Origin of the sequence: Niveispirillum sp. KHB5.9 (assembly GCF_048066115.1) — a bacterium.
In the GTDB taxonomy this organism is placed as follows: domain Bacteria; phylum Pseudomonadota; class Alphaproteobacteria; order Azospirillales; family Azospirillaceae; genus Niveispirillum.
The window spans coordinates 45,853-69,605 of record NZ_JBLTYX010000023.1; the positions used below are offsets into that span (position 1 = coordinate 45,853).

23 protein-coding genes are annotated in these 23,753 nt (G+C 65.6%); 7 read left to right on the forward strand and 16 right to left on the reverse strand.

Features of this window, described 5'->3' with window-relative positions; all coding sequences use genetic code 11:
• Window positions 1–157: 157 nt before the first annotated feature.
• Window positions 158–928: a substrate-binding periplasmic protein gene (locus tag ACM9HJ_RS26295; RefSeq protein ID WP_416574759.1), complete on the forward strand. Its 771-nt coding sequence runs from the start codon at window positions 158–160 to the stop codon at window positions 926–928.
• Between the two features lie 54 nt (window positions 929–982).
• On the opposite strand, the gene ACM9HJ_RS26300 is transcribed toward ACM9HJ_RS26295, so the two are convergent.
• From ACM9HJ_RS26300 to rph, 6 genes are all read right to left on the reverse strand, one after another.
• The gene (locus ACM9HJ_RS26300; RefSeq protein ID WP_416574760.1) at window positions 983–1,363 is read right to left on the reverse strand and encodes a VOC family protein; all 381 of its coding nucleotides are present in this window, start codon (window positions 1,361–1,363) and stop codon (window positions 983–985) included.
• 79 nt (window positions 1,364–1,442) lie between these two features.
• Complete coding sequence (gene rdgB, locus ACM9HJ_RS26305) at window positions 1,443–2,060, reverse strand: RdgB/HAM1 family non-canonical purine NTP pyrophosphatase (RefSeq protein WP_416574761.1); 618 nt, start codon at window positions 2,058–2,060, stop codon at window positions 1,443–1,445.
• Between the two features lie 52 nt (window positions 2,061–2,112).
• Window positions 2,113–2,415 carry a helix-turn-helix domain-containing protein gene (locus tag ACM9HJ_RS26310; protein WP_416574762.1) on the reverse strand — a complete coding sequence of 101 codons (303 nt, stop codon included), beginning with the start codon at window positions 2,413–2,415 and terminating at the stop codon, window positions 2,113–2,115.
• The gene (locus ACM9HJ_RS26315) at window positions 2,412–2,534 is read right to left on the reverse strand and encodes a hypothetical protein (RefSeq protein ID WP_416574763.1); all 123 of its coding nucleotides are present in this window, start codon (window positions 2,532–2,534) and stop codon (window positions 2,412–2,414) included. Before ACM9HJ_RS26315 ends, ACM9HJ_RS26310 begins: the two co-directional genes overlap by 4 nt.
• Before the next feature lie 15 nt (window positions 2,535–2,549).
• Entirely contained in the window at window positions 2,550–2,762 is a 213-nt protein-coding gene (locus ACM9HJ_RS26320) for a hypothetical protein (RefSeq protein ID WP_416574764.1), read from the reverse strand.
• A gap of 138 nt (window positions 2,763–2,900) precedes the next feature.
• Complete coding sequence (gene rph / locus ACM9HJ_RS26325) at window positions 2,901–3,620, reverse strand: ribonuclease PH (protein ID WP_416574765.1); 720 nt, start codon at window positions 3,618–3,620, stop codon at window positions 2,901–2,903.
• 159 nt (window positions 3,621–3,779) lie between these two features.
• On the opposite strand from rph, the gene hrcA reads away from it, so the two are divergent.
• Window positions 3,780–4,817 (forward strand): heat-inducible transcriptional repressor HrcA, encoded by a 1,038-nt coding sequence (gene hrcA, locus ACM9HJ_RS26330; RefSeq protein WP_416574766.1) that lies wholly within the window; start codon window positions 3,780–3,782, stop codon window positions 4,815–4,817.
• Window positions 4,818–5,082: 265 nt separating this feature from the next.
• Window positions 5,083–5,664 (forward strand): nucleotide exchange factor GrpE, encoded by a 582-nt coding sequence (gene grpE / locus ACM9HJ_RS26335; RefSeq protein WP_416574767.1) that lies wholly within the window; start codon window positions 5,083–5,085, stop codon window positions 5,662–5,664.
• 260 nt (window positions 5,665–5,924) lie between these two features.
• Here grpE and infB read toward each other — a convergent pair whose 3' ends face one another.
• The 9 genes from infB to ACM9HJ_RS26380 all read right to left on the reverse strand — a co-directional run bounded on the left by infB (window position 5,925) and on the right by ACM9HJ_RS26380 (window position 18,399).
• A complete protein-coding gene (gene infB, locus ACM9HJ_RS26340; RefSeq protein WP_416574768.1) occupies window positions 5,925–8,765 on the reverse strand; it encodes a translation initiation factor IF-2 in 2,841 nt (946 codons plus the stop codon).
• 49 nt (window positions 8,766–8,814) lie between these two features.
• Window positions 8,815–9,513: an RNA-binding protein gene (locus tag ACM9HJ_RS26345; RefSeq protein ID WP_416574769.1), complete on the reverse strand. Its 699-nt coding sequence runs from the start codon at window positions 9,511–9,513 to the stop codon at window positions 8,815–8,817.
• 46 nt (window positions 9,514–9,559) lie between these two features.
• Window positions 9,560–11,056, reverse strand: coding sequence for a transcription termination factor NusA (gene nusA / locus ACM9HJ_RS26350; protein ID WP_416574770.1), 1,497 nt, complete (start codon window positions 11,054–11,056; stop codon window positions 9,560–9,562).
• Window positions 11,057–11,087: 31 nt separating this feature from the next.
• Window positions 11,088–11,879, reverse strand: coding sequence for a ribosome maturation factor RimP (gene rimP, locus ACM9HJ_RS26355; RefSeq protein ID WP_416574771.1), 792 nt, complete (start codon window positions 11,877–11,879; stop codon window positions 11,088–11,090).
• Between the two features lie 231 nt (window positions 11,880–12,110).
• Entirely contained in the window at window positions 12,111–13,124 is a 1,014-nt protein-coding gene (locus ACM9HJ_RS26360; RefSeq protein WP_416574772.1) for a response regulator, read from the reverse strand.
• Window positions 13,117–15,324 (reverse strand): glycogen debranching protein GlgX, encoded by a 2,208-nt coding sequence (gene glgX / locus ACM9HJ_RS26365; protein ID WP_416574773.1) that lies wholly within the window; start codon window positions 15,322–15,324, stop codon window positions 13,117–13,119. Before glgX ends, ACM9HJ_RS26360 begins: the two co-directional genes overlap by 8 nt.
• 107 nt (window positions 15,325–15,431) lie before the next feature.
• Window positions 15,432–16,343, reverse strand: a complete 912-nt coding sequence (locus tag ACM9HJ_RS26370) for a hypothetical protein (RefSeq protein WP_416574774.1) — start codon at window positions 16,341–16,343, stop codon at window positions 15,432–15,434.
• A gap of 221 nt (window positions 16,344–16,564) precedes the next feature.
• Entirely contained in the window at window positions 16,565–17,467 is a 903-nt protein-coding gene (locus ACM9HJ_RS26375; RefSeq protein WP_416574775.1) for a DMT family transporter, read from the reverse strand.
• Window positions 17,467–18,399 (reverse strand): DMT family transporter, encoded by a 933-nt coding sequence (locus ACM9HJ_RS26380; RefSeq protein ID WP_416574776.1) that lies wholly within the window; start codon window positions 18,397–18,399, stop codon window positions 17,467–17,469. Before ACM9HJ_RS26380 ends, ACM9HJ_RS26375 begins: the two co-directional genes overlap by 1 nt.
• 176 nt (window positions 18,400–18,575) lie before the next feature.
• Here ACM9HJ_RS26380 and ACM9HJ_RS26385 point away from each other — a divergent pair, with 176 nt between their 5' ends.
• Window positions 18,576–19,037, forward strand: coding sequence for a GNAT family N-acetyltransferase (locus tag ACM9HJ_RS26385; protein ID WP_416574777.1), 462 nt, complete (start codon window positions 18,576–18,578; stop codon window positions 19,035–19,037).
• Window positions 19,038–19,126: 89 nt separating this feature from the next.
• Here the strand turns inward: ACM9HJ_RS26385 and ACM9HJ_RS26390 are convergent, their stop codons facing one another.
• Entirely contained in the window at window positions 19,127–20,506 is a 1,380-nt protein-coding gene (locus ACM9HJ_RS26390) for a pentapeptide repeat-containing protein (RefSeq protein ID WP_416574778.1), read from the reverse strand.
• Window positions 20,507–20,878: 372 nt separating this feature from the next.
• Here ACM9HJ_RS26390 and ffh point away from each other — a divergent pair, with 372 nt between their 5' ends.
• From ffh to ACM9HJ_RS26405, 3 genes are read left to right on the forward strand one after another with little or no spacing between them, the layout of a single operon-like run.
• Complete coding sequence (gene ffh / locus ACM9HJ_RS26395) at window positions 20,879–22,237, forward strand: signal recognition particle protein (RefSeq protein ID WP_416574779.1); 1,359 nt, start codon at window positions 20,879–20,881, stop codon at window positions 22,235–22,237.
• Entirely contained in the window at window positions 22,237–22,584 is a 348-nt protein-coding gene (locus tag ACM9HJ_RS26400) for a hypothetical protein (protein WP_416574780.1), read from the forward strand. The genes ffh and ACM9HJ_RS26400 overlap by 1 nt, the downstream gene beginning before the upstream one ends.
• Window positions 22,581–23,705: a GNAT family N-acetyltransferase gene (locus ACM9HJ_RS26405; protein WP_416574781.1), complete on the forward strand. Its 1,125-nt coding sequence runs from the start codon at window positions 22,581–22,583 to the stop codon at window positions 23,703–23,705. Before ACM9HJ_RS26400 ends, ACM9HJ_RS26405 begins: the two co-directional genes overlap by 4 nt.
• Window positions 23,706–23,753 lie beyond the last annotated feature (48 nt).

Sequence of the window (23,753 nt, forward strand, 5' to 3'; positions counted from 1 at the left end):
CGCTGTCCAGCGTCAGTCTGACGGGAAACGGTCCCAAAAGGGAAATGTGACCATTCCCAAAGGCCGTGCCCCATAATTGACATGCCGCGCACAGGTGATTACCACGCTTGCCCGGTAATCAGGGGTTCCCAAGGTGATGGAGGTTCGGATGCGGCGGATGATCGGACGTTGGGGGATCGGCACCATGCTGGCCCTGGCGGTGGCGGCGACGGCCGGCGCGGCGGAAGTGAAGCTGCGCGCCGACAGCTGGTGCCCCTACAATTGCGAACCGGGGGAACGGCCGGGTTACCTGATCGAGATCGCCAAGGCGGCGCTGGAGCCTGCCGGCCACAAGGTTGATTACGCGCTGATGACCTGGACCGACGTGCTGGCCGCCACGGCCGCCGGCACCGTCACCGGTGCGGTGGGCGCCATCCGGGACGAGGCACCGGATCTGGTCTATCCCACCATCAATCTGGGCCTGTCGCGCCCCACCCTGGTCATCCGCAAGGGCAAGGAGACCAAGGATTTCAAGGTCACGAACCTGGATTCGCTGAAGACGATCCGCTTCGGCTCCATCAAGGACTATTTCTACAGCACGGAAGTGAACGCCTTCATCGACGCCAACAAGGGCTCGCCCAACCTGGTGCAGGTGTCGGGTGACAATGTCACCGAAGACCTGATCAATATGCTGATCGACGGCAAGATCGACGCCATGGTCGAGGATAGCAACGTCGTCGATTTCCTGCTGGAATCGAAGGGCTACCGCAACCTGTTCAACTACCATTCCCTGGGTCAACAGAGCGGGGTGTCCATCGGCTTCTCGCCCACGGACCCGAACAGCGCCACCTATGTGAAGCTGATCGATGCCAAGCTGCTGGAACTGCGCAAGGGCGGCAAGCTGGCCGGTATCCTGGCCAAATATGGCGTCAAGGACTGGCAGCCGTAAGGGCTTCGCGGGCCGGCGGGAAGGACATGTGCCACCCGTCGGCCCGCAGACGGATCAGAGCGGCCCGGTCATCAGGAAGGCATTCAGCTTGTTGCCGTCCGGATCGCGGAAATAGGCGGCATAGAAATTCTCGCTGCGCGGGCCCGGCGGGCCTTCACAGGTGCCGCCATGGGCCAGCGCGATCTCGTACAGGCGATGGACCTGTTCCTTGTCCTTCGCCTCGAACGCCACCATGACACCATTGCCGACCGTGGCGACATTGCCGTCATAGGGTTTGGTGGCCGCGATGCCGGCGGCACCGCCGGGATCGCCCCAGCCGATGAAGGTGGGATAATCCATCATCCGGCCCGTGCCCATTTCCTTGGCGATGGCATCATAGAATACGGCCGCACGCGCCAGGTCGTTCGTGCCGACCGTCACATATCCGATCATCATGTCCCCCGATCATTCCCGCGCCGACATCGGCGAAGAGACAGGAACAATACAGGAACATTGACCGAATTCCGACTCCTTTTCAGCTGCCCGTGAAGCAGCGCGCCTTCAGTTTGGCAAAGGCGTTGGACCGGTGGCTGATGGCATGTTTCAGGGCCGGATCCATCTCCCCGCAGGTGATGTCGTACCCGTCGGCGATGAAGATCGGATCATAGCCGAAGCCGTTCGTCCCCCGTGCCGGAAAGCTCACCTTGCCCTCAAGCCGCCCCTCCACCGCCTCCACATGCCCGTCGGGCCAGGCCAGCGCCAGGGCGCAGATGAAGGCGGCCCGGTCGCCCTTGCGGTCGGGTGATGCCTCCAGCCCCAGCCGCACCCGTTCCATGGCGACGGTGAAATCCTTGCCCGGCCCGGCCCAGCGCGCGGAATAGACGCCGGGATCGCCGCCCAGCCCCTCCACCGACACGCCGCTGTCATCGGCCAGCGCCGGCAGGCCCGACGCCAGAGCCGCCGCCCGCGCCTTCAGCACGGCATTGCCGATATAGGTGGTCTCCGTCTCCTCCGGCTCCCCCAGGCCCAGTTCGCCAGCGCTGGGAAAGTTCTGGACATGGTCTTTCAGCAGGGCCGCGATCTCCGGCACCTTGCCCTTGTTGTGCGTGGCGATCACCAGCGTATCGCCGGTGAACTGACGGGGTTGGGTCATGGTGGCTCCGGGTGGGGGAGGAGAGGTCGGCGAAGGGGTCCAGCACGTGCGCTTACCCCGCCAGCGCGCCGACAACCGCTTCGGGATTGTTGGCGATGACCTTCAGGTAGGATTGTGCGGCCTTATCAGGTCGGCGACGCCCCTGTTCCCAGTCCTGTACGGTGCGGGCATCCAGCCCGAACCGTTCCGCAAACTGGGGGCGGGACAGGCCAAGCCGGTTACGGATGGCGCGGACATCCACAGTATCGACCATGACCACATGCTTAACGGCACCGGTTTCGGTCCCCTTCGCATGCTGGATCGCCTCTTCCAGCGCTTCGGTCAGGTCGGTGGCAAAGGTCGCTTTCGTCATCATGAGGGCTCCCTTGCTGTGGCGTGCAGCACATCGACCAGCTTGGACACCATCCGCCGCTGATCGGGCGAAAGCGCCGTCCGCTCCCCCTTGCCATAGATCAGCAACGCATAGAGGGGCATGGTGTCATTGTAGAATTAGTAGATCACACGGGCGCCACCGGACTTGCCCTTGGCGCCCATGGCGAAACGCACTTTGCGCACACCGCCCGTCCCCTTGATCTCGTCACCAGCCAGGGGATTGACGGCCAGGAAGTCGATAACAGCCTTATGCTCTTCAGCCGACAGGATTTTCTCCGCCCGGCGCTGGAAGCTTGTCAGTTCGACAACGGTTATGGCGCGTTCAACCATCTACAGATACTGCGGCAATGCCGCAGCATCTGTCAATGCGGGTACGACTCACGCCATGTCTCGGTGATCGTAACCGATCACCGGCCTCAGTCGCCGGCGAACCAATTCCCGATGAGTCCAACTCATCGGGAATTGGTATCAAAGCCCCAGCGCCGAACGCTGCAAAGCCGCCAGTTCGCCCACGCCCTTGCGGGCCAGCGCCATCAGCGCCATGAACTCGGCTTCCTCGAACGGCTTGTCCTCGGCCGTACCCTGGATTTCCACGATGCCGCCGCGGCCGGTCAGCACGAAATTGGCATCGGCGCCGGCATTGCTGTCCTCGTCATAATCCAGGTCCAGCACCGGCACGCCCTTGTAAAGGCCACAGGAAATGGCCGCGACCTGGTCGATCAGCGGAATGGTGGACAGCGTGCCGACGCGCACCAGATGCTGGAAAGCCAGATACAGCGCCACATAGGCACCGGTGATGCTGGCCGTGCGGGTGCCGCCATCGGCCTGGATCACGTCGCAATCCACCTTCACCTGCACCTCGCCCATGGCCTTCAGGTCGGTCACGGCGCGAAGGGAACGGCCGATCAGGCGCTGGATTTCCTGCGTGCGGCCGGACTGCTTGCCCTTGGCGGCCTCGCGGTCGGTGCGGGTATGGGTGGAGCGGGGCAGCATGCCATATTCCGCCGTCACCCAGCCCTGGCCCTTGCCACGCAGGAAGGGCGGTACCTTCTCATCGACGCTGGCCGTGCACAGCACATGCGTATGCCCGAACTTGATGAGGCACGACCCCTCGGCATGGCGGGAGAAGTTGGTCTCCAGGCTGACGGTGCGGAGCTGGTCGGCCAGGCGGCCGGACGGACGGGTCATGATCTCAAGGTCCATGGTCTGGTGGAATTCGCCCGCCCGTCATAGCAATGGCCCGGCATCCCCGTCCAGCCATGCCATCACACCCCCCGCCATTGATTTGGCAAGGGCCCGCCACTAATCTCCCCTTCAGAGGCATCACAAAGGACAGCCGGCGCCAGGATGATCAGCGAGCTGAACCAGCGGTCGCGGGAGATTTTCCGCCATATCGTGGAAGCCTATGTCCAGACCGGGGAACCGGTGGGATCGCGGACCCTGTCGCGGCGCCTGTCCACCACCCTGTCGCCCGCCACCATCCGCAACACCATGGCGGACCTGGAGGAGCTGGGTCTGCTGATGGCCCCGCACACATCCGCCGGACGTGTGCCCACCGAGGCCGGCCTGCGCCTGTTCGTCAACGGGCTGCTGGAGGTCGGTGACCTGACGGAGCGGGAGCGGGAGGATATCGAGGTCACCTGTTCCGCCAAGGGCCGGTCGGTGCCGGAGGTGCTGGAGGAGGCGACGAACCTGCTGTCGGGCCTGTCGTCCTGCGCCGGTCTGGTGCTGGCACCCAAGACCGACCGGCCGCTGAAACATATCGAGTTCGTGAACCTGTCACCGGGCCGCGCGCTGGTCGTGCTGGTGACGGAGGATGGGCTGGTGGAGAACCGGGTGGTGGAGGTGCCGACGGGCCTGCCGCCATCGGCCCTGCAGATGGCCAGCAATTACCTGAACGCCCGCGTCGTGGGCCGCACCCTGGCGGAGGCGCGCGGCTTCATCCAGAAGGAGCTGGAGGAACAGCGCAGCCAGTTGGACAGCCTGACGCAGAAGGTGGTGCAGACAGGTCTGGCCACCTGGTCGGGTGCGCGGGGCAGCCAGGGCTATCTGATCGTGCGCGGCCAGGCCAAGCTGCTGGAGGATGTCACCGCCATCTCCGACCTGGAGCGTATCCGCACCCTGTTCGAGGCGCTGGAAACGCGCGAGCAGATGCTGCGCATGCTGGATGCCACAGGCAAGGCGGAGGGGGTGCAGATCTTCATCGGGGCGGAGAACAACCTGTTCTCCCATGCCGGCTGTTCGATGATCGTCAGCCCCTATGCCAACACTAAGGACCAGATCGTCGGCGCCATCGGCGTGATCGGCCCCACCCGCATAAACTATGCCCGCATCATCCCCATGGTCGACTATACCGCCAAGCTGATCGGACGGTTGATGGGTTGATACTTTGTTTCGATGATCGTGACCGATCATCGGCCTCAGGCGCCGGCGCCCCCATCCGGGGGCTTGGCTTCGCGCCGCACGAGCGGCGCGGCGGCAGTCGCCGCCGAACCAAACCCGATGAGTGGAACTCACCAGGTTTGGTTATCCCCTTGCGGGTCCGGGCATGGAACCCCAAATTCCGGGTTGCGGCATCTCGACAGGCGGCGCATTCCCGCCTAAACCAGAGGCCATCCTTATCCGTACGATCCCAAGGGCAAGTTCCGCGATGACCGACACGATCAACACCCATGACAGCGACCCGACGCCCGAGCCCGCCGCCCAGGCCGGCACGACAGAGGCCGGTGCCGATGCGGCCCGCGTTGCCCAGCTTGAGGCGGAAGTCGCGTCCCTGAAGGACCAGCTGCTGCGCAATCTGGCCGAGGCAGAGAATGTCCGCCGCCGGGCCGAGCGCGAGCGTGAGGACACCGCCAAATACGCCGTGGCCAAGTTCGCCAAGGACCTGCTGTCGGCCGCCGACAATATGCGCCGCGCCGTTGAAGCGGTGAGCGAGGATGTGCGCGCGGAGAATCAGGCCGTGGGCAACCTGCTGACCGGCGTGGAAGCCACCGAGCGTCAGCTGACCGCCGCATTCGAGCGGGCCGGCATCGCCAAGGTCGAGGCGCTGGGTGCCCCCGCCGACCCGAACTTCCATCAGATCATGATGGAGATCGAGAATACCGGTAAGCCCGCCGGCACGGTCGTGCAGGTGCTGCAGGCCGGCTACACCATCCATGGCCGCCTGCTGCGCGAAGCCATTGTCGGTGTGGCCAAGGGCGATGTTGCCCCGCATGTGAACACCAGCGCGTAATATTTTTGTGTTCCCTCAGGCGCCGGGCGCCGCCATCCGGCGGCTTGGCTTACGCGCCCATGGGGGCGCGCGGGCGCTCGTACCGGCGGCGACTGCCGCCGCGCGGCACGTGCCGCGTAGCCAAGCCCACGGATGTGGGTGCCGACGGTATGAGGCCCTGCTTCCGATCCGGCCGGGAAGCTGGTTACAGCAGGCCAGAATACAAAAAGGCCGGCACCATCTCTGGTGCCGGCCTTTTTGCTGAACGCTCCGACCCTGGATTACAGGACGCGGGCGATCTCCTCCATCTCGAAGGCTTCGATGATATCGCCTTCGCGGATATCGTCGTAATTCTCGAAGGCCATGCCGCATTCGAACCCTTCACGCACTTCGCGGACTTCGTCCTTCATGCGCTTCAGGGTCTTCAGCGTGCCCTCATGGATCACCACATTGTCACGCAGCAGGCGGACCTTGGCGCCGCGCTTGACGATGCCTTCCGACACACGGCAACCGGCGACCTTGCCGACCTTGGTGATGTTGAAGACCTGCAGGATCTGCGCGTTGCCCAGGAACTTCTCCCGCAGCGTCGGCGACAGCATGCCGGTCAGCATCAGCTTCACGTCATCGATGATGTTGTAGATGATCGAGTAGTAACGGATTTCCACGCCATCGCGCTTGGCCATGTCGCGGGCCTGCGGATTGGCGCGGACATTGAAGCCCACGACCAGACCCTTGGACGCGTTGGCCAGCGTGATGTCGCTTTCGGTGATGGCGCCCACACCGGACGTCAGCACGCGCACCTTCACTTCCGTATGCTCGGCCGTCAGCTTCTCCAGCGCACCGGAGATGGCTTCCACCGAACCCTGCACGTCACCCTTGATGACGATCGGCAGTTCCTTGGCCTCGCCGGCCTGGATCTGCTTGAACATCTGCTCCAGGGAGCCGCGGCCGGACTTGGCGCTCTCGGCCTCGCGCTTCTTGCGGGCACGGTACTCGGTGATCTCGCGGGCGCGGCTCTCGCTGTCGACCACGACCATTTCCTCACCGGCCAGCGGCACGCCACCCAGGCCCAGCACCTCCACCGGCATGGCCGGCGGGGCATCGGGCACGTTGATGCCGCGGTCGTTGACCAGCGCGCGGACACGGCCCCATTCGGAACCGGCCACGACGATGTCGCCCACCTTCACGGTGCCGCGCTTGACCAGCACGGTGGCGACCGGACCACGACCCTTGTCCAGCTTGGCCTCGACCACCACGCCTTCGGCGGTGCGATTCGGGTTGGCCTTCAGCTCCAGGATTTCGGCCTGCAGCAGGATGGCTTCTTCCAGCTTGTCCAGGTTCAGACCGGCCTTGGCCGACACTTCCACATCCAGGACGTCGCCGCCCATGCCTTCCACCACCAACTCGTGCTGGAGCAGTTCCTGGCGGACGCGGTCCGGCTTGGCGGCCGGCAGGTCGCACTTGTTGATGGCGACGATGATCGGCACGCCCGCCGCCTTGGCATGGCGGATGGCCTCGATCGTCTGCGGCATGACGCCGTCATCGGCGGCCACGACCAGCACCACGACGTCGGTGACGTTGGCACCACGGGCACGCATCTCGGTGAAGGCCGCGTGGCCCGGCGTATCGACGAAGGTGATCTTCGCGCCGGACTTCAGCTGCACCTGATAGGCGCCGATATGCTGCGTGATGCCACCGGCCTCGCGGGCCGCGACGTCGGTCTTGCGCAGGGCGTCCAGCAGCGAGGTCTTGCCGTGGTCGACATGGCCCATGACCGTGACGACCGGCGGACGCGCCACCAGATCCTCGGAGCGATCCACATCGCCCTTCACGCCGATTTCCACGTCGCTCTCCGCGACGCGCACCGGACGGTGACCCAGCTCCTGCACCACCAGCTCGGCCGTGTCGGCGTCGATGGTCTGGGTGATGGTGGCCATCACGCCCATGCGCATCAGGGTCTTAACGACATCGGCACCGCGTTCGGCCATACGGTTGGCAAGATCGCCGACCGTGATGACTTCCGGGATGATGACGTCGCGGGTGACCTTCTGGGTCTCCTGCCGGCCAAACATGCGCAGACGCTCACGTTCGCGGGCACGCTTGGCGGCGGCCATTGAACGGCCGCGGCGGCCTTCCTCGTCCGACAGGGCCTGGGAAATGGTCATCTTGCCGCCGCGACGCTTGTCGTCGACCTTGGCCTTGACCGGGGCGGCGGGCACCTTGGGGGCGACCTTGCCGGGACCGCCGGCCACCTTGGCGCGGCGGGGACCATCCTCTTCCTCGAAATCGCCGGGGCGCGGCGCCACGCCGCCGATGGGCGGACGGGCTGCGGGCTGCTCCTGCGTCGTGGAGGCAGGTCGATTGCCGGCCGGACGGGCCGAACGGTCGTCATCGCCGGCCGCCGGGGCGGCATGGCGGGAGCGGCTGGTTTCGGCACGGGCGGCGGTTTCGGCCTTGCGGGCGTCCTCGGCGTCCTTGCGGCGGCGCTCGGCCTCCGCGGCGGCAGCCTTCTCGGCGTCCTGGATGGCGCGCAGCTCTTCCATCTCGCGACGGCGGACCGTGTCCTCGTCCAGCGGCTCGGAAGCGCGGGCAGCGGCATCGGCCTCAGCGCGGGCGATGGCCTCGGCGCGGGCACGGGCGGCAATTTCGGCCGCAACGGCGGCTTCCGCCTCAGCGATGACGCGCGCTTCGGCTTCGGCAGCCTCCAGAACCGCGCGTTCCTCCGCCTCCTCGGCCGCATTGCGCAGGACGCGCAGACGGGTCTCGCGCTCGGCATCGCTCAACTGGCGGGGCGCATTGCCACGCAACTGCGGACCACGGCCACCGGCCGCACCCTCAGCCGCACGACGGGCCGCAGCGCCGCCATCGGCAACACCAGGAACGGCGCCCTTCTCGATGATCTTCTTGCGCTTGACCTCGACCGCCACTTCCTTGCCGCGTCCATGCGAGAAGCTCTGGCGCACGGTGCCGGAAGCACCGGCACCGGCACCTGCGCCACCGCTTGCAGCTGGCTGTGCCGGGGCCGCCGGCTTCGGCTTGTTGGCCCCACCCAGTCCAAGCGTCGGGCGACCACCCAGGGTCAGCACCTTCTTGTCGCGGTTCTGGTCGTTGGTATCGCTCATCCCTAATCCGACAGTAAGCCGTTGAAACCCAATACGTCCGCCCAAAGACTCAGGCGGCCGTTCCGCCGAGTGCGGAAAGCCGTGCAACTTCGCGGCGGACCTGCTTCGCCAGCGGACCCGCCGCCAGCACCACATGCACCGCCTCGTCCCGGCCCAGTGCCGCACCCAGTTCCGCCCGGTCGAAGACATCGACCAGCGGCACACCCAGCGCCTGCGCCAAGGCATGCAACTTCGTCCGACCATCGTCGGATCCGTCGCACGCCTCCAACCACAACCCTACACTCTTTTGGCCCGCACCGCCCGCCCGGCCGATGAAACCGGAACGCAATGCAGCCTGTACCTTCTCGAAACCCGCAATGGCACCCCCGCCCTTGCGGGCGAGACCGATCAGGCCCAAACCCCGCCGACGGATCAGACGGCGCGTCAGCGCCAGCAGATCCGGGACGGGCTTCACGCCCTGCCGGGCGGCCTTGGAGAAAAGCCCCTTGGCCAGGGCCTTTTCAACCAAACCCACATCGGCCGTCAACCACAGCCCGCGACCGGGCAGGGTTTCGTCCACGTCGGGCACCACGCTTTGGTCCGGCCCGATGACAAAGCGGATCATCTCCGCCTTGTCCTGGACCTTCCCGCTGGCGATGCAGCGGCGCAGCGGACTTTTGCGGCCCGCCACGGCCTCGGGTTCATCGGCCTGGGCCTCGGCGTCGAGTTCCGGCGGATAGCCGGGCGTCGTGTCTGTGCCGGTGCTCATGCCTGTTCCCCAATCACTCAAAGGCAGGAAGCCTGAACCTCGCGGCTCAGCCCTCCGCCCCTTCCTCGTCGGCGAACCAATGCGCACGCGCGGCCATGATCAGCTCATTGGCCTCGTCCAGCGTCATCGCATCCTTGCCGATGATATCCAACAGCTCGTCACCGGCCAGGTCGGCCAGGTCGTCGAGCGTCTTCACGCCCTTCTCACCCAGCTTGACCAGCATGGCGGGGGTCAGCGCCTCGAAGGCGGCGACCACATCCTCCACGCCCAGTTCGCGGCGCTTGGTGTCCAGGATCTCGTTCTGCTGTTCCAGGAAGGTGACAGCGCGGTTCTGCAGCTCGGCGGCCACATCCTCGTCGAACGCCTCGATCCGGGTCAACTCGTCCAGGTCGACATAGGCGATCTCTTCCACCGAGGTGAAGCCTTCGTTCACCAGCAGATGGGCGATCATGTCGTCGACGTCCAGGGCCTCCATGAACAGGGCCGACCGCGACGAGAATTCCGTCTGGCGGCGCTCACGTTCCTCGGCCTCGGTCATGATGTCGATGGTCCAGCCAGTCAGCTGACTGGCCAGACGGACATTCTGGCCACGGCGGCCGATGGCCAGCGACAGCTGATCGTCGGGCACCACCACCTCGATCTTGTTACCCTCGTCATCCAGCACGACCTTGGCAACCTCTGCCGGGGCCAGCGCATTGACGACGAAGGTGGCCGGATCGGGCTTCCAGGGGATGATGTCGATCTTCTCGCCCTGCAGCTCGCCGACGACAGCCTGAACGCGGGAACCGCGCATACCGACGCAGGCGCCCACGGGGTCGATCGAGCTGTCCTTGGATATCACGGCGATCTTGGCGCGCGAACCCGGGTCACGAGCCACCGACTTGATCTCGATGATGCCGTCATAAATCTCCGGCACCTCGGCCTTGAACAGGCCGGCCATGAACATCGGATGGGTGCGCGACAGGAAGATCTGCGGCCCGCGCGGCTCCTTGCGTACATCATAGATGTAGGCGCGGACACGGTCGCCGGTCTTGAAATGCTCGCGCGGCAGGCACTCGTCCCGGCGCAGCACGGCTTCCGCGCGGCCCATATCGACGGTGACATTGCCATATTCGACGCGCTTGACCAGACCGTTCACGATCTCGCCCTTGCGGTCGATATACTCGTTGTACTGGCGCTCACGCTCCGCCTCGCGCACCTTCTGCACGATGACCTGCTTGGCGGTCTGGGCGGCGATGCGGCCGAAATCGATGGGCGGCAGCGGATCGACGATGAAATCACCGAGCTGCGCCTTGGGATTCTTGCGACGGGCCTTGGCCAGGGTCACCTGGACGGCCTCGTTCTCCACCTCTTCCACCACTTCCATGTGACGGGTGAGCTGGATGTCGCCCGACTTGCGGTCGATGCGCGCACGGATGTCATGCTCGTGGCCATATTTGGAGCGGCCAGCCTTCTTGATGGCCTCCTCCATGGCTTCGAGCACATGCTCCTTGTCGATGTTCTTCTCGCGGGCGACCGCGTCGGCTACCTGAAGCAGTTCCATCCTGGCGAACCCTGCCTTCTATTCCTGATCGTCAAACCGTACCAACGCCATCGGCGTCGGCATGGCCATCGGTGGTGTCAACATCCTGGTCGTCATTCTGATCCTTGCGGGCAAAACGCCCCGGACCTTTTGTCTTGGGAGCCTTGTCGGACTTCGGCCCCGGATGCGTTTGCTTGGGACGCTTCACCGGCCGGGCCGTGTCGTCCACATCCATCTGCCCGCCTTCGGTCCCGGCCACCAGCCCCTGTTCGGAGGCAGCGGCGGCAAGCAGATCGTCGGTCAGTTCCAGCTTGGCCTTGGCGATCTGGGCGAAGGGGATTTCCGCCACCTCCACCAAGCTGGGATCGATCTCCACCGGCTTGGCCTTGGCTGAAACCTTGGCCCCCGGCTTGCGCTTGGGCGGTTGGGAAGTCTTGGCGTCCAGTGCGATCAGCACATTCCCGCCCTCGACACCATAAAGGGTGCCACGGAAGCGCTTGCGCCCGTCCAGCGGGATATCGGTCTCGATCCGGGCATCCAGGCCCTTGAACCGCTCGAAATCCTTCAGGCGGGTCAGCGGCCGGTCGATGCCGGGGCTGGAAACCTCCAGCGTGTAGGCCGATGCGATCGGGTCTTCAACGTCCAGCAGGGCGGAAACGGCATGGGAGATGTCGGCGCAATCCTCCACCGTCATGGCATCGCCATCGGCGCGGTCAGCCATGATCTGAAGGGTCGGGCGCAGCCCGCCGGAAATCTGCAGGCGCACGATCTCATACCCCATGGCCTCGACCGAGGGGGTGATGATGCCGCCGATGCGTTCCAGCACGTCCATTCGCGTTCCCAACTCCGCCTGCCGCCGGCATGATCCGGATAAGCAAGGCCCAGATAAACAAAAAGGCGGGCCAAAGGCCCACCCGCAAAGCAGACCAGCCTGCCAACGACGTTCGCTGGCCGGTCCGTATGGGATAAAGATGAAGGCTATATAGACCCGTTCACTTCGGGAGGAAAGACTTAATCACACCCGGGGGCGCATCCCTGCCCCCCGGGGCGGATTTCCCGCAGTATCCGGCGGGTGTCAGCCCGCCGGCTTCTCCCCGTCCCCGTCCTTCTCGCTGGCCTGCTGCTGCTGTTCGGCCTTGGCCTGGGCGATCTGGGCCAGACGGTTGCGATAGGCGGTGACGGCGCCCCGCACCTCCCCCTCCACCGCCGACAGGTCGGCACGGCGCGCGGTCAGGGCGGCGATGCCGACGGCCGCGGCGCGTAACGGTTGCACGCCCACCAGCGGCTGGTCGGGCGCCGCCTTGAACTGTTCCACCGCCGCGCGGATGGTGGCGGCATAGGTGTCCGCCTGGCCGCGCAGGTCGCTGTCGGGCCGCAGCCTGCGCATCAGGTCGTCCAGCGCCGTGCCGGCCCGCAGCAGATGGTCGGCCGCCATACGGTCGCTCCCCGCCGCCAGGCCGGGACAGGCGAAGTCGATCAGGAAGGCCACCTGGAAGCCGTTGCGCACGATCTTCTGCACATTGATGGCTTCGTGGGCGTTGGCCAGGGCCTCGGCGGCGCGGCCACGGTCATACTGGCCCGCCGTCTTCATGCGCAGGGTGTTGGGCACGTCGAACAGCGGGATCTGGATGCCCTCGCGCGGCTGGCGGCGGCGGTCGGGGCCGATATAGTCGGCCGTGACCACGAAGCTCTTGCGCGCCTCGATCAGATTGACCAGCCGGTCCTGCACCTGTTTGGCACTGAACGGCTTCACCATCATGTCGTCGGCCCCGGTGGCGTTGAAGCGCAGCAGCAGGGGCTGCGTCGGCTGCCAGGTGGTGGCGATGACGCCCAGGAACGGATTGTGCGGCGGCTGGGCGTGGCGCAGGCCCTGCACGAATTTCAGCCCTTCCGGATCGGGCGCATCGGCATCGATGAACAGCAGGTCCGGCTGGATGGCGATCATGGCCGTGGGCACATCGGCCACGTTGGGAAAGTCCAGGATCCGGTCCACCCCCATGCGCGCCAGGATGCCGCGCAGTAATCGCCGCGTATTGACCTCCCGGTCCACGATGACGACGGCGAGGGAACGGAAATCATATTCAGCCATGAGCCGGCCCTCCCAGGCCGGAAGAAAGCGGCATGCCAGCGCCAGCATCCGCTTCGATCAGTTCATATAGCCAGCAAGTCCGGCCGGGCAAGGATACGGGCTTTCCGGTTACCAAAAGCTTGAAGCCGGGGGAAGCGGTCGGCCGCCCCTCCTCATCCCCCGTATCCAGCAGGCAGCGCCAGGCACCGCCCCCCGGCACGGCGGGCAGGATGAAGTCCGCCGCCGCGTCACCGGCATTGACGATCAGCAGCAGCACCCCGTCCAGGTCGGGCGTACCGTCGGCCGACAGATGCGGCCCGGCCTTGCCGTTCAGCAGCAGGCCCAGGCAGCGGGAATGCCCGTCGCGCCATTGCTCCGCCGCCTTCTCCACCCCCTGGGGGTTGATCCAGGTGATATCCTTCAACCCGTCGGCCGACACTTCCCGCCCATGCAGGAACCGCCCCCGGCGCAGCACGGGATGGGCGCGGCGCAGGCTTGTCAGGCGCGCCACGAACCGGCTGGCCGCCCGCTCATCCGGCCCCAGGCCCGGCCAGTCGATCCAGCTGACCTCGTTATCCTGGCAATAGGCGTTGTTGTTGCCCTGCTGGCTGCGCAGCAGCTCGTCCCCCGCCGTCAGCATGGGCGTGCCCTGCGACAGCAGCAGGGTGGCAAGCATGTTGCGGCCCTGCCGGCGACGCACCGCCTTGATGAACGGGTCGTCGGTCGGCCCCTCCACCCCATGGTTGAAGCTGAAATTGGCGTCGTGGCCGTCGCGGTTGTTCTCCTGGTTGGCCTCGTTGTGCTTGACGTTGTAGGCGGTCAGGTCGGCCAGCGTGAAACCGTCATGGCTGGTGACGAAATTGATGCTGGACCAGGGGCGGCGCCGCGCATTGTCGAAAATGTCCGCCGATCCGGTCAGGCGCGCAGCCAGCTCCGGCAGCATCCCCTCATCCCCGCGCCAGAATCGCCGCACCGTGTCGCGGTAGCGGTCGTTCCATTCGCTCCAGCCCGACGGGAACTGCCCCACGCGATAGCCGCCGGGGCCGATATCCCAAGGCTCCGCGATCATCTTCACACCCGCCAGCACCGGGTCCTGGCGCACCGCGTCCAGGAAGCCGGCCCCATTGTCATAGCCATGGCTTTCGCGCGCCAATGTCGTTGCCAGATCGAAACGAAACCCGTCGACATGCATGTCGACCACCCAGTGGCGCAGGCTGTCCATCACCATCTGCAACACGCGCGGATGAGCCAGGTTAAGAGTATTTCCGGTACCGGTATGATCCTGGTAGAAGCGTTTATCCTGCGGCTGCAGCAGATAATAGCTGGCATTGTCGATACCGCGGAAGGACAGGGTGGGGCCCAGATGGTTGCCCTCGCCCGTGTGGTTATAAACCACGTCCAGGATCACCTCGATCCCCGCATCATGCAGGCGGGCGACCATGTTCTTGAATTCCCGCGTCGACCGCCCCGTCATATAGCTGGGTTCGGGCGCGAAGAAGCAGATGCTGGCATAGCCCCAGTAATTATGCAGCGACCGTTCCACCAGATGCCGGTCGTCGGTAAAGCCATGGACGGGCAGCAGTTCCACCGCTGTCACGCCCAGCGTCTTCAGATGGTCGATCATCGGCTGGCTGGCCAGACCCGTGAAGGTGCCGCGCAGGCCGGGAGCGATGTCGGGATGGCGCAGCGTCTGGCCACGCACATGCGCCTCATAGATGATGGTGTCGGTCCAGGGCACGCGGGGCCGGCGTTCCAGCCCCCAGGTGAAGGCCGGATCGATCACCCGGCATTTGGGCATGCCGCGGGCATTGTCGCGCCGGTCGATGGACAGGTCCTCGCGCGCCGCCCCCATGCGATAGCCGAAATGGGCATCGGACCAGCGCAGCGGCCCTTCCAGCGCTTTGGCATAGGGGTCCAGCAGCAGCTTGTTGGCATTGAACCGGTGGCCCCTGGACGGATCATAGGGGCCATGGACGCGATAGCCGTACAGCAGGCCCGGCCGCGCCTCCGGCAGATAGGCGTGCCAGACATCGTCGGTGCATTCCGGCAGGGTGATACGCTCGATCTCCCGGCTGCCATCGCTGTCGAACAGGCAAAGCTCCACCTTCTCCGCATGGGCGGAGAACAGGGCGAAATTGACACCCAACCCGTCCCAGGTCGCCCCCAGGGGATCGGGGCGGCCGGGCCAGACGACGGTACGGGCGGCACCGGTGGATCGCATGGGGCTGGGGCTACCTTCCTTGCCGGATCAGACGGACAACAGCATGCCAAATTTGCATGGCCCGCGCCAAGAGGTTGCGAATGCTGAGAAACCGCTTGGTTAACGAATTACCCCGGCCCGGGCACCTGTGCATGCGCATCGGGTTCCAGATCACCCTCCTTGACGGCCATCAGAAGCCCCATGCAACTGGCAAAATGCAGGAAGTAGGATATGCCCAGTTCCTTGCGAAGCATGGGCAGCATCTCCTGGTACATTTCCGGCGTCACGTCCTTGAAGCCTGTTTCCGGAAAGTAAAGGAAGCGCATCAGCAGGACAGACCAGTTGAAACGGCCGGATATCTCATGGATCAGACCGGCCCTGTGCATCTCGTAGCACAGGGCCGGCTGCTCATAGAGGCGGGTCTGGCAGCTGTAATCCCGATAGGTTCTTGAAAACAGGTCACGATGATGGGCGGGGCTTACAACCATCACGCCGGTATTGTACATGATGACGTCCTCGTCGACCTTCATGTCCAAGGCACGCTCGAACTGATCCATATCCAGGCGAAGCGCCGCCCGCGGCCAAATTTCCGGCCGCAGCAACGCCCCCCGCATCCGTTCGCACAAGACCTGATAGGCCGGGGATTCGCGCTGGGCCTTGCCGCCCGCCACGCCGATCCGACCCACGTCCGGCACGCTTTCCAGGATGTCCGGGGCTGTGCGATTGATGATGATGTCCGAATCGATCCAGACGATCCGTTCATAAAGCGCCGACCAGGGCTGCTCCAGGATCAGCAGCTTCTGCCAGGCCGGGGAACGGCCCAACCCAAAATCCGACATATCGGGCAGGGCATTGACGAGGATGATATCGAAGCCGTGGGAGGCCGCGTAACTGGCCCAGCTGCTCTGGCAGGCTGTCACCCAGGTACCCACATAACGCTCGCCGATCAGAAGCGTTACAATGGCATTCTTGTTTTGGGGAACGTGGCCTGCCGTTATCTGGTTGGATAAGAAAATCATACCTGCCCCACCGTCACCCATCACAAACGGGTGGCAGGATAGTGGAACTGCAACCCGACGAGAAGCCGCGCCAAGGGGCGGCGAGGTTCCGGTGCGTTATACCATGTCCCGGTGATCGCAACCGATCACCGACCTCAATCGCCGGCACCCACATCCGTGGGCTTGGCTACGCCGCATAGGCGGCGCGGCGGCGGTCGCCGCCGAACCAGATCCCGGTGAGTAGAACTCACCGGGATCTGGTATTACCTGATCGGTTCCCCATCGGCGGCACTGGCCAGCGCCGCCTGGCGATGCAGCACGGTTTCACGGTGGATGATATAGAGGCCGGATGCCGCCACGATGGCGCATCCGGTCCAGATGGCGGCATCCGGCACTTCGGCAAAGAAGATATAGCCGAATCCGGCGGCCCAGATCATGGCGACATATTCGAATGGCGCCAGCAGCGAGGGCGCGGCCAGTCGGAAGGCCTGGGTGAAGATGATCTGCGCCACCCCGCCCACCACGCCGACCAGGGCCAGCAGCAGGAAACCCGTCATGTCGGGCGTCCGCCAGCCGGGGATCATGCACACGAAGCTGACCAGCCCCATGGTGGTGACGAAATAGAAGGTGATGGCACCGTTGCTTTCCGTCCGGGCCAGCGACCGGACGAACAGCATGGACAGCGCATAGAAGAAGGCCGCCCCCAGCGGGATCAAGGCCAGCAGGCTGAACATCCCCTGCCCCGGCCGCAGCATCACCATGACGCCGCCGAATCCGACCAGCACGGCCAGCCAGCGCCGCCAACCCACCTTTTCCTTCAGGATCGGCACGGACAGGGCCGTCATGAACAGGGGTGCGGCGAAGCCCAGGGCATAGACATCGGCCAGCGGCATGACGGAGAAGCCGTAGAAGAAGCCATAGGCCGCCGCCACGCCCATCAGCGACCGCGCGGCGTGCGCCGTCACGCTTTTCGTGCGCAAGCTTGCCGCCCCGCCCGTGCGCGCGATCAGGATGCCGATGGGCAGCAGGGAGAAGCTGGCCCGGAAGAACATGATCTGCCAGGTGCCGTAATCGGCGGTCAGATGCTTGATCAGCGCATCCATGATACCGAACAGCAGCGTGGCCGCGATGAAGAAGCCGATGCCGGCCAGCGCGCGCCCACCCATCACGCGCAATCCCGCTTGGTCGCCGCGGTGACCTGCCGGCCCAGCACCGTTTCGCGATAGAGGATGTAGAGCCCGCTGGAAATGACGATGGCGAGGCCAATGAACAGGGTACGGTCGGGCACATCGCCGAACACCAGCCAGCCGAACAGCACGCCCCAGATGATCTGGCTGTACTGGAACGGGGCGGCCACCGCCGCCGGCACCTTGCGGAAGGATGTCAGCAGACAGACGAAGGCCACGCCGCACAAGGTACCGCCGATCGCCGACAGGCCCAGATCATGCAGCGTCGGCATGCGGCCCAGCCAGGGGGTCATGGCGCCGAACACCGTGCCGCTGGCCAAGGTGGCGTAGAAGGCGAAGGAAACGCTGGTTTCCGTATTGCGGGCCCGGCGCGTCACCAGCATGCCCACCGAATAGAACAGGGCGCCGGCCAGCACGGCCAGCGACCCCGTATTGATCAGCCCGCTGCCCGGCCGCAGCATGATCAGCACGCCGATGAAGCCCACGCCGATCGCCGACCAGCGGCGCCAGCCCACGGGTTCCTTCAAGATGGGCACAGCCAGGGCGGTGATGAACAAGGGCGCCGTGAAGGCCAGCGCATAGGCATCGGCGATGGGCATGCGCGAATAGGCCCAGAAGGCGAAGAAGCTGCTGAACAGGCCGCAGGTGGCGCGGATGACATGATAGATCGGCCGGCGCGTGCGCAGATTATTGTAAAGCCCGCCGAACAGGGCGGCATAGGCCAGGATCGGCCCCAGCGCGAACAGGCTGTTCAGCGCGATGATCTGCGGCACCGCGTAATTCTTGGTCAGCAACTTGATGGTGACGTCCATCCCGCTATAGAGCGCGAAGGCCACGAAGGCGAGCGCGATGCCGGCCGGGAAGCTCTCTTCCCCCTGCTGGGCTTTGGGACGGGCGGTAATGGTGACCATGGGATCTGTATCGGCATCGCGACGGCGGGGGATGAACGGAATGGTACGGGGCCCGTGGGCAGGGGGATAGCCCCGTCCCGCGCATGTCGCCCCTGCTATCGCCCCATGGACATTGGAAAAGGCCGCGATATGGGCGAAAAGCGGAAAGTCCCCCTGTCCGGCAAAGGCGGTATGCGATGAGTGCCTTGACCATCACCCTTCCCCAACCCACCGATTTCGAGGATTGGCGGCGCCTGTGGACGGCGTACCTGGCCTTCTACGATACCAGCCGGGAAGAGGCGCTTTATCACCGCAACTGGGCGGAATTGCTGCGTCCCGAGGGTGTGGTGCGGGGCTTCGTGGCGCGCGGGGCCGATGGCCGGCTGCTGGGCCTGACCCATTACCTGTTCCAGGCCACGGCTTGGTCGGAGGCCCCCGTCTGCTATCTCCAGGACCTGTATGTCGACGAGGCCGCCCGTGGCCTGGGGGCCGGCCGCGCCCTAATCGAGGCCGTGGCACAGGTTGCGCAGGAAGCGGGGGCCGTCCGGCTCTACTGGCTGACGCACGAGACCAACAGCACCGCCCGCGCGCTCTATGACCGGGTGGCCAGCTACAAGGGCTTCGTGCGGTATGATTACGATCTGACGGCGAAACCGTAGGTCAGGTCGAGCGAAGCGAGCCCTGACGGAAAAGCTTTCAGCCTTTGCTGTCAGGGCTCCGGCATTCGCCCTCGACCTGACCTACCGGCTTACAGATCGTCGAAATCCGGCAGCTTCAGATCCTTGGCCCCGGCATGGCGCACATCGGTGGTGTTGGCGCCGTCCAGGGCCAGGGCGGTGCACACCGCCCCGCTCAGGTCGGCGCCGATCAGCACGGCACCGCCCAGATCGGCGCGGGTCAGGTTGGCCTGGGTGAAGACGGCCTGCGTGGCCTTGGCCTTGCGCATATTGGCTCCACCCAGGTCGGCCTTGTCGAAACGGGTGCGGCCCAGATTGGCCGGCCACAGGCGCGTGGCATTGCTCTGTATCTGCACCGGCCCCAGGTCGGCGCGCACCAGCACCGCCCCGGTGCAGGTCGCCCGTTCCAGGCTGGCGCCGCGCATGTCGGCGGCGGTCAGATCCACCTCGCGCAGGTCGGCCAGCGACAGGTCGGCCATGGCCAGGGTGGCACCCGACAGGTCGGCCCCGCGCAGCATGGTCCGGTGCATCAGGGCCGCCGACAGCACCAGCCCCGACAGGTCGCGCCCCGTCAGGTCCACACCCGACAGGTCGGCGCGCAAGCCTTCCCGCCCCTGGCTGTCCACCCAGATGCGGTGATCGGCCAGTATCTGGTCGAAGTCGCGCCCGTCGGTGGACAGGTCGCGCGACAGGATGGCCCCGTCCAGGTCGGCGGCGCGGCGCGTCACATCATCCATGATCACGCCGATCAGGTCCGCGCCCAGGAAACGGGTGGCGTTCAGTTCCGCCCCCGTCAGGTTGGCCCCCGACAGCTTGGCGCCGGACAGGTTCGCCTCCCGCAGGTCGGCGCCCTGCAGGTCGCAGCCCGTCAGGTTGGAATTGGACAGGTTGGCGCGCACGAACTTGGTGCCGCGCAGGATGGCGTCCGTCAGGTCGGTCTGCATGACGAAGGCGTTGGAGATTTTGGCCCGTGACAGGTCGGCCGCACGGATGGTGGCCACCGACAGTTCGGTATTTACCGATATCGCCTCGAACTCGTGCGCGGCGATGTCACCATTCTTGCGCACATGCATGATGGTGCCGTCGCGCAGGTCGCTGTCCGACATGATGGCTTCGGTCAGCACCGCCCCGCGCAGGCAGGCGCCGCGCAGATCGGCCCGGCGCAGGTCAGCCCCCTCCAGGTTGGCCAGACGCAGGTCGGCGGCATAGAAATTGGCCCCGGCAAGGTTCGCCCCCTCCAGCCGCGTGCCGAACAGCTTGGCCCCCGACAGGTCGGCATCGGACAGGTCGAAGCCCGACAGGTCCATATGCGACAGGTCGCGCAGCTTCAGGTTGGCGCGCGCCCCGCCGGCCTGCCGGCGCAGAAAGGCCTGGTGCCGGCTGTGCACCCCCTGCAATTCCGCAACCGTGATCCGCGACCGGTCCGGCCCGCGCCCCAGTTCGCCGCCCATGCCCCACCCTTAAACCTGGCTGAATATTCAGTGTGATCAAAGGACCCGTAAGGATCAGCCTAGCATTAAGATTATAAAAGTGAAAATTCCGTATAGACGGACAGGGTGACTATTACGGAAGAACGTGTCGTTCCTTACACACTCGCCCAAAGATGGCTATGCCCGGCCGGAAGCCCCGCCCCCCGGCCGGGCGCATTGACTCTCCGGGCCGGGGCTTGTATCAACCTGCCACCCTGCAACGGGTATCGAATTCGGCACCGAGGTGCCCCGCCAGTCCGCGAGTGTCGCGCACTGGCGCTTTTGCGTTTGGGCATACCCCATCCGCAAAGGCGGACGCGGGGTGGGTCGGGACCGGGATGGAAGGCTTGGGGTATGTTCGACGGACTGACGGGACGGCTTGGCGATATCTTCGACCGCCTGCGCAAGCGCGGGGCGTTGTCGGAGGATGACGTCAACGCCGCACTGCGCGAAGTACGCATCGCCCTGCTGGAAGCCGACGTGGCATTGCCCGCGGTGAAGGCCTTCGTCACCGGCGTGAAGGAAAAGGCCATCGGGGCGGAGGTGCTGCGCGGCATCAATCCCGGCCAGATGGTCATCAAGATCGTCCATGACCATCTGGTCGAACTGCTGGGCAGCCAGGTCGAGGATCTGAACTTCGACGCCGTGCCGCCGGTTCCCATCCTGATGCTGGGCCTGCAGGGGTCGGGCAAGACCACCACCTCGGCCAAGATCGCCGTCCGTCTGAAGAACCGCGACAAGAAGAAGGTGCTGCTGGCGTCGCTCGACACCCGCCGCCCCGCCGCACAGGAACAGTTGCGCATCCTGGGTGAGCAGACGGGTGTCGCCAGCCTGCCCATCGTCCCCGGCCAGCAGCCGGTGGAGATCGCCCGGCGCGCCATGGAAGTGGGCCGCCTGGAAGGGTTCGACGTCGTCATCCTGGACACCGCCGGCCGCTTGGCCATCGATGACGAGCTGATGGCCGAGGTCGTGGCCATCCGCGACGTGGCCAGGCCGGTGGAAAGCCTGCTGGTCGTCGATGCCATGACCGGCCAGGACGCCGTCACCGTCGCCACCAACTTCAATGAGAAGGTCGGGGTCACCGGCATCGTCATGACGCGCATCGACGGCGATGCGCGCGGCGGTGCCGCCCTGTCGATGCGTCACGTCACCGGCAAGCCCATCAAGCTGATGGGCATGGGCGAGAAGACGGACGCGCTGGAGCCGTTCCACCCCGACCGTATCGCCGGCCGCATCCTGGGCATGGGCGACGTCGTCAGCCTGGTGGAGAAGGCTGCCGAGAGTATCGACAAGGAAGAAGCCGAAAAGCTGGCCAAAAAGCTGGAAAAGGGCGGCTTCGACCTGGACGACATGCTGTCCCAGATGCGCCAGATTTCCAAGCTGGGTGGCATGGGCGGGATGCTGAACCTGCTGCCCGGCATGGGCAAGATCAAGGAACAGCTCAAGGGCGCCAATATCGACGACAAGGTCCTGAAGCGGCAGGAAGCCATCATCCTGTCGATGACCAAGAAAGAGCGCAAGAAGCCCGACATCCTGAACGCATCGCGCCGCCGGCGCATCGCGCTGGGTGCCGGCGTCACCGTTGCCGACGTGAACCGCCTGATCAAGCAGTATCAGGACATGTCGGAAATGATGAAGAAGATGCGCAAGCTGGGCCAGAAGGGCCTGATGCGCCAGGGCCTGGGTGCCCTGATGCCCAAGGGCATGCGCTGATGGCCGGGGCGCTGGACATGGACATGCAGTCCCTCTCGCTGGACAGCCTGTGGTTCGACGCCACGCTGGCGGCGTTGCTGCATGGGGTGAACAGCACGCTGTTCGCCGCTGTCCATCGCGACGGTCCGGTGCTGCGCCGTCTGGCCGGGCTGTTCGGCTTCGTGGCCCTGACGGTGGCGCTGTCGGCGCTGGCCGGGCGGGGCTGGGCCTTGGGCTTTCTGGCCGCATCCACCGCCTTCGTCTTCTATTTCCATGCCGTCTGGCTGCCCAACCATGGCATCAACGGCTGGACCGGGGAACCGCGGGAGCGGTTCCTGTCCCTGACCCGTCGGAAGAACCGGGCATGACCATACAGGTACGCAACCCCACCGCCCCCGAACACGCCACGCTGCTGACGCCGCGTCTGGTGCTGCGCCCCCTGTCCTGGGCCGATACCGACGCCATGCATGCGATTCTCAGCGACGCGGAGACCATGCGCTATTGGTCCCACCCGCCCGTCACCTCCGTCGAGGAGACGAAGGCGTCGATGGAGAAGGCGCTGGTCGATGATGATACCGTGCGGACCTGGGCCGTGACCACCGATGGCCGCGACTGCCTGGGCTGGGTCACCCTGTTCGGCGTGCGCGACGGCATCGGCTGGGTCGGCTATATCCTGTCGCCCACCGCGCGCGGCAAGGGCTATGGCGAGGAAGCGGTGGCCGGCGCGCTGAACCATGCGTTCGGCGCCTGGGGGCTGCACCGCGTCGCCGCCAATATCGATCCGCGCAACCATCGGTCCGCGGGATTGCTGCTGCGACTGGGCTTCACCTGGGAAGGCACGCAGCGCCAGGATTTCGTCTATGGCGGCACCTATCTGGATACCGGCGTCTTCGGCATCCTGGCGTCGGACTGGCAGAAGCGGCGGGAAAACCCGCCCGCGGCACTGCCCACGCTGCGCCACGGTCCGGCCGTTCTGCGCCCGCTGAAGGCCGGCGATGCCGACGCCCTGCACACCGCCTTCTGCGACCGGGAAAGCATGCGCTTCACGACCCTGTCCCATAACGAGGACATCGAGGTGACGCGGGACAAGATCCTGGCCACGGCATCGGGTGCCCGGGGCGGCATGCAATGGGCCATCACCAGCGATGGCGGCGAATGCCTGGGATGGGCCCTGCTGCTGAAGGATACCCCGGCCCAGATCAGCCTCGGCTATCTGCTGGTCCCCGCCGCGCGCGGCAAGGGCCTGGCCAAGGCTGCCACCGCCGCCATGCTGCACTTTGCCTTCACCGTGCTGAAGAAGAACCGGGTCGAGGCGGAGATCGATCCGCGCAACCAGGTCTCGGCCCGCGTGCTGGAGGTCAACGGCTTCACGCGCGAGGGCATCCGCCGCCAGGGCAACCTGCGCCCGGACGGCGAGACCGTGGATAATTGCCTTTACGGAATCCTGGCGTCCGAATGGACGGCAGCGAATGGCGGGGAGACATCATGACCCGCCGACAAGAACATCGTCGCACCGGTCCGATCTGAACCGCGACGG